General features: G+C 46.6%; 6 protein-coding genes and 1 pseudogene. All 7 read right to left on the bottom strand.

Going from position 1 to position 15,130, the window contains the following annotated elements; all coding sequences use genetic code 11:
* Positions 1-3: 3 nt before the first annotated feature.
* The gene (locus KWJ01_RS19170; RefSeq protein ID WP_224998667.1) at positions 4-2,391 is read right to left on the bottom strand and encodes an ABC transporter permease; all 2,388 of its coding nucleotides are present in this window, start codon (positions 2,389-2,391) and stop codon (positions 4-6) included.
* A 290-nt stretch (positions 2,392-2,681) separates the two neighbouring features.
* A complete protein-coding gene (locus tag KWJ01_RS19175) occupies positions 2,682-5,132 on the bottom strand; it encodes an ABC transporter permease (protein ID WP_224998668.1) in 2,451 nt (816 codons plus the stop codon).
* Between the two features lie 11 nt (positions 5,133-5,143).
* Positions 5,144-7,561, bottom strand: coding sequence for an ABC transporter permease (locus KWJ01_RS19180; RefSeq protein ID WP_224998669.1), 2,418 nt, complete (start codon positions 7,559-7,561; stop codon positions 5,144-5,146).
* Between the two features lie 18 nt (positions 7,562-7,579).
* The gene (locus KWJ01_RS19185) at positions 7,580-9,982 is read right to left on the bottom strand and encodes an ABC transporter permease (RefSeq protein ID WP_224998670.1); all 2,403 of its coding nucleotides are present in this window, start codon (positions 9,980-9,982) and stop codon (positions 7,580-7,582) included.
* Positions 9,983-9,992: 10 nt separating this feature from the next.
* The gene (locus KWJ01_RS19190) at positions 9,993-12,416 is read right to left on the bottom strand and encodes an ABC transporter permease (RefSeq protein WP_224998671.1); all 2,424 of its coding nucleotides are present in this window, start codon (positions 12,414-12,416) and stop codon (positions 9,993-9,995) included.
* 11 nt (positions 12,417-12,427) lie between these two features.
* Positions 12,428-13,543, bottom strand: coding sequence for an ABC transporter permease (locus KWJ01_RS28390; protein WP_370634735.1), 1,116 nt, complete (start codon positions 13,541-13,543; stop codon positions 12,428-12,430).
* A gap of 111 nt (positions 13,544-13,654) precedes the next feature.
* Positions 13,655-14,863 (bottom strand): annotated as a pseudogene (locus KWJ01_RS28395) (ABC transporter permease); the annotation flags it as partial.
* Positions 14,864-15,130 lie beyond the last annotated feature (267 nt).

The raw sequence follows: 15,130 nt of genomic DNA on the forward strand, positions 1-15,130 counted from the left end.
AATTTATTCAGTTCTAAGGTTTTTAACAGGATTGTTGAGGGCTGTTTTAAGCGCCTGCAGGCAAATGGTCACTACTGCTATCAGCAGGGTAAGTAAACTGGCCGCTATAAAAACCCACCACTCTACATCAATTTTATAGGTAAAGCTCTCGAGCCACCTGTGTACTGCAAAGAGGGCTAGTGGTGTGGCTATAAAAATGGCTATTATCACCAACTTTATAAAGTCTTTCGATACCAAAGTAAGAATGTCGGCAACGGTGGCGCCCAGTACTTTGCGTATGCCAATTTCCTTGGTGCGGCGTACCATGGCGTAAGCAGTAAGGGCAAACAAGCCTAAACAAGCCAGCAGAATAGCAACAGTAGAAAAGGTTGTAAACACACCGGCCATGCTTTGCTCTGCTTTGTAGAGGGCTGCATAATTCTCGTCGAGGAACTGGTACTCAAACGGACGGTGCGCTACACGCTCCTTCCAGGTTTGCGCCAGATTGTTAAGGGTGGCTGCTGTGTTTTCACTGTTTATCTTTAAAAACAGGTTTACGGTTAACCGCTTATCCATAAAAATTACCAGCGGCGCAATAGGCTCATGGAGCGGCCTGAAATGAAAATCCTTCACCACAGCGCGCACTATTCCTTCCCTGCCTTTTGCTACTCGTTTTCCAACTGCTTCTTCCGGGGTCCAGCCAAGTGCTTTCACTGCTGCCTCGTTAAGCATATAAGTATAGCGGAGGGTATCACCCCATTTTAGCGGATCGGCCTGCTGAATGTCTCCCAGGGTATAGGGTTCACCGGCGATAATCTCCAGCCCCAGGGTGTTGACCAAATCTTCATCTACAGGCAGTGCATTTACTGTTATTCTTTTACCATCCTCGCCAGAGGTTAATCCATCACTCCAGTCAATGTGGGTAGGTTCCTCATAGGCACCCCCTGCCGAAATAACACCGGGAACTGCCGCCAGGGCTGCTTTCAGCTGATCATACTGCTCGAGCATGGCATAATCCATGGGCAGCACCAATACCTGGTTTTTGTTATAGCCCAGCTCCTTGCTCTGCAAATAAGCCAGCTGCTGCAGAATAACAATGGTGGCAATGATCAGGAAAATAGAGATGGAAAACTGAAAAACGATGAGTGCCTGACGCAGGCCCGCAGCGCCTGTAAAGGAAAAACCAGATTTCAATATCCTGATCACCTTGCCGCTGGATAAGACAAAGGCCGGGTAAGCGCCTGCCAGAAAAGCGACCAGCACCGATAAAACTACTAAGGCAAGCAGGGTATAGGGCGCCACCAGCACCTCCCGCTGCAGCTCTTTACCAGCCAGCTGGTTAAAGTGGGGCAGCAGCATTAAAGCAATCAGTAAGGCCACCACCACCGCTATAAGCGAAAGTAAAAAAGCTTCGCTGATGAACTGGTAAAAAATATCCCTTTTGCCGGCACCCAATACTTTGCGCATACCAATCTCTGCACTGCGGCCGGCAGACTGTGCTGTACTTAAATTGGTGTAGTTTACACAGGCAATCAGCAGGATAAGAAGGGCAACTGCCGCTAAAACGTAGATGTAGGTAATATTGCTGTTAGGCTCAAAACCATCCTGCTGTGCGTGCAGATGCACTTCTGTTAAAGGCTCCAGGTGATAAGTCATGTAGTTGTTGCCCTCCAGCTTTAACTCCTCCCGGTTTACCTCTTTCATATAGTTTTCTATCTTAGCCTGCAGTGGCTCAATGCTGGCTTTATCATTCAGCAAGAGGTAAGTAACGTAATTGGCCTCACTCCATTTTTCTTCTTTAGAGGCACGTAGATTGGAAAAAGAAACAACAAAATCGAACTGGATCTGGGAGTTCTCCGGCACATCTGCTGCAATGCCTGTGATCAGAAAATCTTTCTGCCCTCCTACTTTCAAGCTTTTACCTACCGGGCTTTGGTCTCCAAAATACTTCCTGGCCATTGCCTGTGTTATTACCAGCTTATCGGGTCCATCCAGTGCAGTGGCCGGGCTGCCTTCCAGTAAGGGAAAGGAGAACACGGAAAAGAAGGTAGAGTCGGCATAAAGAAAATTCTTTTCCTCAAACATTTTGTCCTCTAGGGCCAGCACACGCGGGTATTTCAGCAGGCGCACATAAGCTTCTGTTTCCGGAAAACGCCTGCTAAACTCCGGCCCCACCCGGGTGCCAGTCATGGCGGTTTTGGTTTCTGCATCCCCAAAATTATACTCCCAGGTAACCCGCACAATACGGTCGCCTTTATCGTGCATGCGGTCGTAGCTAAGCTCATGCCAGATATAGATGCCAATCAGCAGACAGCCCGTAATGCCTGTAGCAAGTCCCAGCAAATTGATGAGCGTATACAACTTGTTTTTTTGCAGGTGGCGCAGGGCTATTTTAAAGTAGTTGCGTAACATAGGTGTAGGCGGCTTGGGTAATGAAGCTATAAAAAATATCCTGTTTTGGGTAGAAAAAGCTTAGCAGACCGAGGCTTACTTAAGCGATTTTCCCGCAGCATTGCCATTTAGGTTCGCTGCCATTCAACTAAGTGCAGAGGGCGTGCCACTTTACAATATCACTGATTTACAAGCAATTAACTAATGCACAATTTAACACAGCGTTCGATAACGCACAGCAGGTGTACGAAAATGATACACCCCTGCTTGCGGGCAGGGGTGTAGCTGATACTAATATGTGGAGGCTCCTTTTACTCAGTTCTTAAATTCTTTACAGGATTTGATACAGCCGCCCTGATCGCCTGGAAGCTGACGGTAAGGAGGGCGATCAGGATAGCGATCAGGGAGGTAAGCGCAAATACCTGCCAGCCAACATCTACCCGGTAGGCAAAAGTTTGCAGCCATTCGCGCATTACGTACCAGGCCAGCGGCGAGGCCACCACTACTGCCAGGATAATGAGTTTCAGGAAATCTACGGAAAGCAGCGCCACCAGGCTTGCAACACTGGCACCCAGTACCTTTCGTATGCCAATCTCCTTGATGCGCTGTTCTGCACTAAAGGTGGCAAGCCCAAACAAGCCCAGGCATGAAATTAAAATGGCCACAATGGTAAAGTAGCTGATCATGGAAGCAAGCCTGTTTTCCGCTTCATAATTCTTTTGAAAGTCCTGGTCCAGGAAACTGTATTCGAAAGGCTCGTTCGGGTTCAGGGCATTCCATGATTTTTCTATGTAGTCCAGGGTACCTCCCATATCTCCCCCAGCAACATGGGCAATGATGTAATTTTGGTTAATACTGTTGTTCAGTAAAAAACCAAAAGGATCTATGGTGTTGTGCAGGTCTTTAAAGTGAAAGTCATCTACCACACCCACCACCTCAAATCGTTGCTGTTCCCCCTGCCAGTCAAAGGCAACCCAGCTGCCTATGGCTGCTTCAGGAGAGGAAAAGCCCAGCTCAGCTACCCCTTTTTTATTTAAAATGATGTGTGCGTTGGTATCGGCAGGAAACTGTGGGGAAAAAATTCTGCCGGCTACTGGTTTGATCCCAAGCGTTTGCAGGAAAGAATCATCTACAAAATTGATGTATACAGATTTTGCATTCTGTACACTATTTCCCTCTTTGTACATGAACCAGTCGGTAGGGTTAAAAATGCCCGGGTAGTAATAAGAAGCCCCCACAGTCTGTATCCCAGGGTTATTGTTAAGTTTATCTTTTAAGGCCGGGTAAATTTCCTTTGCCGTAGCACTTCTAAGAGGTATCACTACCTGCTGATCTTTGATAAAGCCCAGGTCTTTTGACCTCAGATAGCTCATCTGGTTTGAAATGATCACAGAGGCAATGATGAGCACCACCGAAATAACAAACTGGAAGATAACGAGCCCTTTTCGCAAAGAAGTTGCCGCCATTGAATTGGAGAACCGGCCTTTCAGCACGCGAACCGGCCTGAAGGACGAGAGGTAGAAAGCCGGGTAGCTGCCTGCCACTAAGCCCGTGGCGAGGGTAAGCACAACAAAGAGCAGGAATAGCTTTGCATGCGCCTCAAGCGGCAGAATGATTTCCCTGCCGGACACCTGTTCAAACACAGGCAGCATGAGTAATGTAAATGCAATAGCAAACAGGAAAGCAGCCAGCGCCATCACCAGCGATTCTCCCAGGAACTGCCACACCAGGGCCTGTTTTTCGGCACCCAGCACCTTGCGAACGCCCACTTCCACACTTCTTTTAGAGGAGCGGGCTGTGGAGAGGTTCATAAAATTAATGCAGGCAATGAGCAGCGTAAGCACCGCGATGGAGGCAAGTATGCGCAGATAGGTAAGGCTGCCGGCCGGGGTAACATTATTCTCTATCCCTGAATGCAGGTGAACGTCTTTGATAGGGGTTAGAAACAGCTCCCTGCCAGAGTTTCGCTCCTTTAACTCCTTACCCATGTGCCGCTCAATAAATGCAGGAAATTTCTGTTCCAGCTGCTGCACATCGGCTCCTTCCTTCAGCAGAAAATAGCTGAAAAACATGTTGTTGTTCAGCATATCGGTGTTGTTCTGAAACAAGCTTTCGAAGTTTCCTCCCCTGGCTGACATCACGAACCTGGCATCGATGTGCGAGGGACTTGTACGGGGCCTGAAAACACCTGTGATGGTAAAATCATAATCTCCATTGGTGTTGCTGCTGATGCTGATTACTTTATTAAGCGCTGGCTGATTGCCGAAAAGCTTTTTTGCTATTTCTTCTGATACCACCAGCGTGTTAGGATTCTGGAGGGCAGTTTGGGGATCGCCTTCTACAAAATCATAAGTCAACAGCTTAAAGAAATCTTCATCAGCCAGGTAGCCACCGGTTTCATAAAAGGACTTAACGCCTGCCCCCTGCTCCCGGTACTGCATAAGTGTTTTATCATCCTGAAAAAGCTTCAGCAGCTTGGTATTTTCTTCAATCTCGGGAAACTCCTGCTCAAGCCCCTCTATAACAGCCCCCGCAATGGTAGCCCTGCGCTCGGCTTCTCCTTCATTCTCCCATATAACGCCCAGCTGGTACAAACGGCCATCGTGCTCATGGTAGGTATCGTAACTGTACTCATGATAGATGTACAGCGAGATAAGCATACAGCAGGTTAAGCCGATGGATAAACCAAAGATGTTGATGAAGGAAAATCCCTTATGCTTCATCAGGTTGCGTACTGCAACAGTGATATAATTTCTGAACATTGACATCCCTATTATTCAGTTCTTAGATTTTTAACAGGATTGGCCAGCGCAGCCCTGATGGTCTGATAGCTGATGGTGATCAAGGCAATCAGTAGTGCAAAGAATCCTGCCAGGGCAAAGATCCACCAGCTGATATCGGTACGGTAGGCAAAATCTGCCAGCCACTGGTCCATAAAGTACCAGGCAATGGGCGAAGCAATGAGCAAAGCAATGCCGATCAGCTTCAGAAAATCTCTGGATAGCAGCAATACAATTCCACTCACAGTAGCACCCAGCACTTTGCGGATGCCTATCTCTTTGGTTTTGCGCACCACTACAAAGGCAATAAGCCCCCACAAGCCAATGCAGCAGATAAAGATAGAGATGGCCGAGAAGGCCTTAAACAACTGGTAATCGCGGGTTTCCTGCTCATAACTTAGGGCAAGCGTATCATCAATAAAAGCAACCTGGTATACATTTTCGGGATACACCTTTCGCCAGGCCGATTCTATGCTGGCCAGGGTGCTGCGCATATTGCCGGGCGATAGCCGGATACCTGCCGCATAATAGAAATATGGAAAAGGTGTTAAGGCTACAGAAGCAATATCATCGTGCAGTGAAGAGGTGTGAAAATCTTCGGTAACGCCAACAATAGTGGGTTTCATTTCATTGAGACCCAACTGTATGGTTTTACCAATAGCCTCTGCCGGATCGGTATAGCCAAGGGTTTTGGTCAGGGACCTGTTTACCACCACGGCGCTGCCAATATTTTCTTCTTCTGAAGGAAGAAACCACCTGCCGGCCAGCAGCTCCATTCTGTAGGCATCCCGGTAGGCTCTGTCGCAGGGAATAACGCTGGCTGAATAGCCAGTATTAGCGGATAGCTGCGGCGCATGGAGGCTCACCCCCAGTCCATTATCGGATATAGGAGCGCCCAGGCAAAACGACAGCTCCTCGATACCTGTTTGGTTTTGCAACAAGCTCCTGAACGCTTCAATCTTAACACTATCGTTAAGCGGGAGAGATACCTCTACTACCGCTTCCTTGTTAAAGCCCAGCTCTTTATTTTGGAAATACTCCATCTGCCGCGCAATAACCAGTGTACAAATGATCATGCCGATAGAGGTGGTAAACTGAAAAACCACCAGTGCCTTACGCAACAGCACTGAAGATTTGCCGGGCATGGCCAGCTGATTTTTCAGAGAGGCAATGGGGTTAAAGCCCGACAGGATGAGCGCAGGGTATACGCCTGATATAAACGTAATGACCAGGATGAACGCCACAGCCCCAAGCAGGAATGCCAGGCTAAGAATGGGTGCAACTGTGATGGATTTATCTAAAATCTGGTTTACAATGGGCAAGGCCAGCAGGGCAAGCCCCAGGCCTAACAGGGCTGCACTAAGGGTTACCACAAGGGTTTCCAGCATATAATGGAAAAACAGCTGCCCCTTAGATGCACCGATGGTTTTGCGGATTCCCACCTCCTTCGACTTGGTGAATGCAAAGGAAGTAGACATATTGATATAATTAATGCAGGCTATCAGGATAATAAAGCCACCCAGCAGCACCAGCATGGTGAGGTACCTCGAACTAACAGTATAAGAAGGGTTACTGTCTTCGAAGGTTAGGTCGAAATGGATATCAGAAATAGGCTGCAGGTATAACTTTCCTTTTTTATCTGCCTCTTCGGTGGCATTGCGCTGCTGTATTGCCTGCAGCGCACCTTCTGCCGAAGCTAGTGTTACGCCTTCATTCAATCGCACATAGGTATATCCACTGGCCGTAAATCCCCAGGTGTTAAGATCCAGGCCAGACAACAAATCGCTATTCAGGGTAGAGAATGATACCAGCATGGTAAAGGGTAAATGACTGGTCTGAGGCAGGCTCTTTAGAATACCTACCACTTCTACATCTACCTTATTATCGAGGCTTATGAGTTTGCCTACTGGGTTTTCTGTTCCAAAATACTGCTGCGCGCTGTGTTCTGTGAGGATGGCCTGCTGTGGATTTTGCAGTGCAGTGGCCGGGTTGCCAGCCAGCCATAAATCCTCAACCCCGGCAAAATCCAGCACATTAAAGAAGAGAGAGTCTGCGAACACCACATTCTCTTCAATGAATGGTGCCTGGCTGCCTATCCTAACCTGCATATCACTGGCAAAGTGAATCTGGGTAGCCTGAATTCCAGGATACTCCTCCCGCAAAAACCGGCCTGTTGGATAGGGAACGGTAGCCTCATGTACTACTTTATCTTCCCTCTCGTTTTTGCTCACTACCCGGTAAACCCGCTCGCTGTCTGAATGAAAAGCATCAAAGCTATTCTCATAATGGGCTATCAAAAAGATTACCAGCACGGCGGCAATGCCTATGGATAAGCCCAGCAGGTTAATAAAGGTAAAGCTCTTGTGGCGCCAAAGGCTGCGAATGATCTGATTTAAAGTATGTACCAGCATAAGAAAGGCAGTTAAAAATTATTCTGTTCGCAGATTTCTCACAGGATTCCGTAGCGCCGCCCTGATGGCATGGAAGCTCACCGTAACAAGGGCAATGGCAATGGCACTTAAGCCTGCTACCACAAAGATCCACCAGCTGATGTTGATGCGGTAGGCAAAATCCTGCAGCCACTGCTGCATAAAGTACCAGGCAACAGGCGAGGCAATTAAAATGGATATGAGCACCAGCTTTACAAAATCTCCCGAGAGAAGCAGCACTATATTTTGTGAACTTGCCCCAAGCACTTTGCGGATGCCAATCTCCTTGGTACGCCTTTCTGCGGCATAGGCGGCTAATCCAAAGAGGCCCAGGCAACCTACAAAAATGGCCACTCCGCTAAAAATCCATAGTAGTGATCTTAGCTTATCCTCTGCCTTATACATCTTGTCGAAGCTTTCATCCAGAAAATTATACTCCAGGGGGTATTCCGGAGAGAACTTCTCCCAAACCTCCTTCACATAGGGAAGTGCCTTTTCTATACCTGCTGCTTTTATTTTTACGGCTACTTTCCAGTATGCTTGCGGATAAATTTGCAGCACAGCGGGTTCTACTCGCTCATATAAGCTTTTGTAGTGAAAGTCTTTTACAACTCCAATAACCTGTCCCCTTTTTACTGAATCTGCATTTCGCCAGGTAGGCCATAGCAATGTTTCTCCCAATGCCTGTTCTGGCGTGCCAAGTCCTAGTTCTTTAACAGCTGTTTCGTTGATAATAAAGCCATGGTCTTTATCCGTTTTCATCTCCCTTGAAAAATCCCTGCCTGCCACCAGTTCCAGACCAAGGGTTTTGATGTAATCATGGTCTACCATTAGCTGTGTGGCTTTTTTTTGTTCCCCTTTACCGGGTACTGTCATCATGCCATCTCCAAACATATCGCCCGGAAAGCCATATCCTACTGTTACACCCTCAATAAAAGGTGATTGCAACAGTTCATTTTTAAAAGTTTCAACATTTGAGCTCATGCGCTCCCCTCTCATGGGGAAAAACATGATCTGCTCTTTCTCAAAACCAAGTTCCTTGCTATGCAGATAGGTCACCTGCCTGCGCACCACAATAGCGCTGATGATCAACAGAACCGATAAGGAAAATTGAATAACCACTAACCCATGCCTCAGCCAGGGTGTTTTACCTGGCCTGCTATCACCTGAAAATGTGCCTTTTAAGACTTTCACAGGCTGAAAACCTGATAAAACAAGGGCTGGATAAAAGCCGGCAAGCACCCCAACAAGTACTGCCAACAGGAGCAATAGCAGCACGTTCATTGGATCAGCCAGCAAGTCGAATGCAATTTGCTTTTCTGTGAACTGGTTGAGTAAGGGAAGAAACAACCAGGCAAAAAGGGTAGCCAGCACTACACTAATAAGGGTGAGGAAGATAGTTTCAAGGATGAACTGCACCATCAGTTGGCTGCGGTTGGCCCCTATGGTTTTGCGTACCCCCACTTCTTTAGCACGCTGCAGGGATTTTGCGGTAGCCAGATTCACAAAATTGAAACAGGCAATTACCAAAATAAAAAGTGCTGTAACGATCAGTGCCTTTACATAAATAATATTTCCCCTTACAGCCATATCATATCTAAAGTCGGCTGAGTACAAATGAATATCATGTAAGGGCTGAAAGAGAGGCAAATAGGTAGTAGTTTCATCTCCCTGCAGGAAGGGCTGTGTATAGCGCTGAAACTTTGCCTGCAGTCCCTCTACATCTGCTCCCTGCTTTAATTTTACATAGTTGTTAAACGAGTACCAGTCCCAGCTTTGCATCCGCTCTTCGGCTATTCCAGCGGCCACCAGAGGAAAGATGTATGTGATAGGTAAATGAAACTTAGGATTATTTTGAAAAACACCGCTTACCTGAAAAGGGCTTTTGCTGATGGTTATTTTTTTGCCTACCGGATTCTTATCACCAAAATATTTACGGGCCAGCTCCTGGGATATAACTACTGAATTAGGATCCTCAAGTGCTGCTACAGCAGATCCATAGGTGAGTTGAAGCGGGAATATTTCAAAGAAGTTTTGCTCCGCAAGAATCCCTCCCTCTTCGTATAATTTAGTATCACCTACCTCAAATAGCTCCTTGTTTGGATTATTGAGCACCCTAAGGGTGTTCTCCACCTCAGGAAACTCCTGTTGCAAAGCTGTCGCAAACATGGGAGGCGTTGTAGCAACCTGGCTTGTCCCTTCTTCGGTCGTAATCTGGTAATAGACACGATGAATCCTGCTCCCTTCCGGAATGAATTTGTCAAACTGCATTTCATCCTGCACAAATAAACCTATCAGAATGCAGGCGGTAAGGCCAAAGGTTAAACCGGCAATATTGAGAAAGGAAAAAGCCTTGTGCCGGATAACGTTCCTTATCGCTGTTTTGAGAAAGCTTGAATACATATGAATGCGTTTACTCGATTCTTAAATTTCTAACGGGGTTTCTAAGTGCTGCTTTGATGGCATGGAAGCTGACTGTTGCCAGGGCGATGGTTACAGCTGCCAGTCCTGCCAGGGCAAAGATCCACCAGCTGATGTTGATACGGTAGGCAAAATCCTGCAGCCACTGCTGCATAAAGTACCAGGCTATGGGTGAGGCAATTAAAATAGATATGAGCACCAGCTTTACAAAATCCCCGGAAAGCAGCATTACAATATTCTGCTCACTGGCGCCCAATACCTTGCGGATGCCTATTTCCTTTATGCGCCGCTCGGCAGCATAGGCGGCTAAACCAAAGAGTCCCAGGCACCCGATGAATATCGCCAAGCCTGTAAAAATCCAGAGCAGGGTTTTTAGCTTGTCTTCTGCCTTGTACATCTTGCCGAAACTTTCATCAAGAAAATTGTACTCCAGCGGATAATCCGGAGAGAACTGCTGCCATACCCCTTTTACGCCAGCAATTGCATCGGAAGCACTGGCTGTCTCTATTTTCACAGCTACCTTCCAGTATGCTCCGGGATAGATCTGCAAAACGGCTGGTTCTACCCGGTCGAACAGGCTCTTATAGTGAAAGTCTTTCACAACGCCAATCACCTGTCCCTTCTTCAGGGAGTCCGGATGGTTAGCCCCCCATTCGCCCCAATGCAGGGGCTGGCCCAGCGCCTTCTCCGCTGAACCCAGCCCCAGCTCCCTTACCGCAGTTTCATTGATAATAAAGGCTTTGTCGGGATCTGTTTTCATTTCCTTCGAGAAGTCTCTTCCGGCCACCAGCTCCAGTCCAAGGGTCTTGATGTAATCATGGTCGATCAGGAGTTGGGTAACCGGGTAAACAGTCTGCTCACCTCCGTTGGGCACAATGACTTGATCGCCCGCCACCATATCGCCGGGAAAGCCATAGCCTATAGAGACAGATGACACGCCAGGTACACGCTGCAATTCATTTTTAAATGTACTGTAGTTCTCAAACATGTTGGTGCCCCGCATTGGGAAGAACATGATCTGTTCCTTATTGAAGCCAAGGTCTTTGCTATTCAGATAACTTACCTGCCGGAACACAACCACAGCACTAATGATGAGCAGGATTGAAAGCGCAAACTGCACAACCACCAGGCTGTGCCGCAGCCAGGGAATTTGCCCGGGCCTGGCTTCACTTGCGGCAGTACCCTTCAGCACTTTAACAGGCTGAAAGCCAGAAAGCACCAGTGCAGGATAAAAACCGGCGGTTACCCCAACAAACAGCGCCAATGCGAGCAACAGCAGTAGCACCAAAGGATTTATTAACAGTGATAAGGATATTTGTTTATCAGCAAATTTATTGAGCCAGGGCAGCAGTAGTGCCACAAAACCCACAGCAAGTAAAATACTTACCCCTGTTAAGAGGATTGTTTCTATGATAAACTGCACCATCAGCTGCTGGCGGCTGGCACCTATCGTTTTTCGAACGCCCACTTCTTTTGCACGTTTCAGCGATTTGGCCGTAGCCAGGTTCACAAAGTTGAAACAGGCGATGGCAAGAATAAAGAAGGCTATAATACTGAGTGCCCGTACATAGGTAATGTTGCCCCGCACTGCCATGTCGTACTTGAAGTCTGCAGAGTATAAATGAACATCCTCAAGTGCCTGTAACAGGGGCCTGAATTCATGCACACCTACGCTGGGATCGGGAGGATTCCGTAAGTCTAGAACTTTTTTAAACTTAGCTTCCAGCGCCTGCGCATCGGTACCCCTTTTTACTCTAACGTACGTGTTAAACTGATGCCAGCCCCAGCTCTCCATCCGCTCAGCTGGTAGCTGGGCTGCCGACATGGGTAAGATATAATCCAGCGCCAGGTGAAATTTAGGATTATGCTGAAAAACCCCCTTTACCTGAAGGGGCTGTTTCTCCATCAACACCTCTTTTCCCACCGGGTTTTCAGTACCGAAATAACGTTGGGCAAACTGCTCTGAGATCACGATCGAAGCAGGTTCTTTCAAAGCACTGGCCTGTGTTCCCCATTTGAGCCGCAGGGGGAAAATCTTAAAAAAGTTTGAGTCCACATAAACGCCCTTCTCCTCATAGATCTTCTTGTTGTTGGCCTCAAATAAATTTTTTGACAGAATCTCCATCACCCTTACAGATTCTACTACCTCAGGTAATTCCTGCAGAAAGGCAGGGCCATACATGGGTGGCGTGCGTGGGGTCAGTTCAATAGCCTCTGCGGTGGTTCGCTCCTGATAAACCCGATACACCTGCTCCCCTTCCGGAATAAATTTATCAAACTGCTGTTCGTCCCACACAAAGAGCGAAATCAGCAGACAAGCTGTAAGACCCAGGGTGAGTCCTGCCACATTTATAAAGGTAAAACCTTTGTTCCGAAGCAGATTACGGTAAGCAGTTTTAAAATAATTCCTGAACATATGGGTAGGGGTTATTCAGTTCTTAAGTTTTTTACAGGATTGGAAGTGGCCGCCTTAAGCGCATGAAAGCCTACTGTAATCAAGGCTATACTCACTGCAGCCACCCCGGCAATCAGGAAAACATACCAGCCTATATCGATCCTGTAGGCAAAATCCTGCAGCCAGCCATTCATGAAATACCATGCAACTGGGGAGGCTATCAACAGCGCGATAAGTACGAGTACTACAAAATCCCTGGAGAGCAGCATGACAATATTTTCTACGCTGGCTCCCAAAACCTTTCTGATACCTATTTCCCGTTTTCTTCTTTCTGCAGAAAATGCTGCAAGTCCGAACAACCCCAGGCACCCCACAAAAATTGCCAGGCCTGTAAAGATTCCCAGAAGGGCCTTTAATTTATCTTCGGCCAGATACATCTGCTCAAAATTTTCATCAAGAAATTTGTATTCAAGAGGATAATCCGGGCTGAAGCTGTTCCATACAGTTTCTACCTGAGCCAGAGAGCTTTCCATCCGGGCAGTTTCCATTTTTACGGCTACTTTCCAGGCCGCATCAGGAAAGATCTGGAGCACCGCCGACTCCACCTCTTCATAAAGGCTCTTGTAGTTAAAATCTTTAACAACTCCAATTACAGGACCTACCTTTAGGGAATCCGGGTTAGTGTCATTCCATACCTGCCACGTTATTTCTTTGCCTATGGCATTTTCAGGCGTTCCAAACCCGAAATTCCTAACTGCAGTTTCATTGATTATGTAAGCTTTTTCCATGTCTGTACTCATAGCTTCAGAAAACGGCCGTCCCGCAACCATTTCCAGGCCAAGCGTTTCTATATAGTCATAGTCAATCATCAATTGTGTGGCAGGTTTTCTCACAAGCTGTCCGTTTTCTTTAACCCTAATGCCATGTGCCGCAACAGCATCGCCTGGGAAACCGTAGCCTATAGAAACCGAAGATACCCCCGGAATCTGTTCAAGCTGGTTCTTGAAAGTCTCCTTGTTACTAAACATCTTTTCTCCACGCATAGGAAAGAACATGATTTGATCTTTGCTAAACCCCAGGTCCTTACTATGTAAATAATCTACCTGGTTGAAAACCACAATTGCGCTGATGATCAGTAAAACAGACATTGAAAACTGGAGGACTACAAGACCGTGACGTAGTAGCGGTATTTTACCCGACTCCTGGTCACCCACGGCTGAACCTTTCAGCACTTTAATGGGCCTGAAATTGGAGAGTACCAGTGCAGGATAAAGCCCCGCCAGAATTCCTACAATGATTGTGAGGCTGAAGAAGATTAATAATACAATGGGATCAGCTAAAACAGCATAGCTAATTTCTTTTCCTGTGAATCTGTTGAGCCATGGAAGTAATATGGCGGTAAGCAGAAGGGATATTATAATGCTGATGAACGTAAGGAAGATAGTCTCGCCAAGGAACTGGATGATCAACTGTTTTCTGTCGGCTCCAATAGTTTTACGAACCCCTACTTCCTTCGCCCTTTGCAGTGATTTGGCAGTTGCCAGGTTAACGAAATTGAAACATGCTATGAGTAAAACAAAAATGCCGACAAATGTAAAAGCCTTTACATAGGTAATGTTACCCCTGATGGCATTATCATAAACAAAACTTGATGAATAGAGGTGAATTTCCCTGAGCGGCTGGAAATGGAATTTATTAACAGAAGGTTCACTACCTTGCTCAATTTCCATTGCTCTTATCTGTTGTTCTGCAAGAGCCTGAAATTTTGCCTCTACAGCTTCTGCATTTGCTCCTTCCTTTAATTTTACATAATTATAAAATTGCTCCCAGCCCCAATCCTGCATTCTATCCGCAGGATTACCCGCGAGTGAAAGAGGTAAAAGGGATTCGAACTGCAAATGGAACTTGGGATTCTTCTCAAAAACACCCTTAACTGTTAAAGGTGTCTTATTCATTATAATTTCGTTGCCTACCGGATTATCATTTCCAAAAAAACGATCTGCCATTTCTTCTGAAATGATGATGGAAGCGGGATCATCAAGAGCCCCAACCGATGATCCGTATTTTAATTTTATTGGCAATACTTCCAAAAAAGTGGAGTCAACAAAAATTCCACTCTCCTGGTACATTCTTTTCTCCCCTACCTCAAAAAGACTTTTAGCGGCGGAAGTCATCATAACCCTGGCGGTTTGTTCCACTTCGGGAAAATTCTCTTTTAGCGCAGTGGCAATTACCACAGTGGTAACTGCAAGATCTTCGGTTCCCTCATTGTTGGTGTGCTGATTATAGATGCGGTACACCCGTTCACCTTCTGGCACAAATTCATCAAACTGATACTCATCCCGGATAAACAACGCTATCAGGAAGCAGGCGGTAAACCCCAGGGCCAATCCTGCAATATTTAAAAAAGAGAAACCTTTGTGCCTTAAGATATTGCGGTAAGCTGTTTTGAAATAATTCCTGATCATGCCTCTTCAATTAATGGTTTTTGGAAAGAACACCAGACCCGGCACTGTACCTGCAGAGGATGTGCCAATCTTTATTTTACCTGATTATGAGCAATTTAAGCCTTTACAATAGCAGGTAAGCGTGCGATACCGCACAGCAAGTGTGCGTTTTTGATACACTGCTGCTTCAGCACTTATGCGCTTTGATTAGGCTGCATGAACATTGGTGATAGAGCATTTGCAGAAGTTACCCGAGCACTATATTGCAGCAGAGCTAATAAGTGAAGC

This window comes from Cesiribacter sp. SM1, from assembly GCF_020178975.1.
Classification (GTDB): Bacteria; Bacteroidota; Bacteroidia; order Cytophagales; family Cyclobacteriaceae; genus Cesiribacter.

Excerpts from the sequence above, each read along its gene's own strand:
- KWJ01_RS19170 (WP_224998667.1), bottom strand. The coding sequence starts at position 2,391 with ATGTTACGCAACTACTTTAAAATAGCCCTGCGCCACCTGCAAAAAAAC.
- KWJ01_RS19175 (WP_224998668.1), bottom strand. The coding sequence starts at position 5,132 with ATGTTCAGAAATTATATCACTGTTGCAGTACGCAACCTGATGAAGCAT.
- KWJ01_RS19180 (WP_224998669.1), bottom strand. The coding sequence starts at position 7,561 with ATGCTGGTACATACTTTAAATCAGATCATTCGCAGCCTTTGGCGCCAC.
- KWJ01_RS19185 (WP_224998670.1), bottom strand. The coding sequence starts at position 9,982 with ATGTATTCAAGCTTTCTCAAAACAGCGATAAGGAACGTTATCCGGCAC.
- KWJ01_RS19190 (WP_224998671.1), bottom strand. The coding sequence starts at position 12,416 with ATGTTCAGGAATTATTTTAAAACTGCTTACCGTAATCTGCTTCGGAAC.
- KWJ01_RS28390 (WP_370634735.1), bottom strand. The coding sequence starts at position 13,543 with ATGTCTGTTTTACTGATCATCAGCGCAATTGTGGTTTTCAACCAGGTA.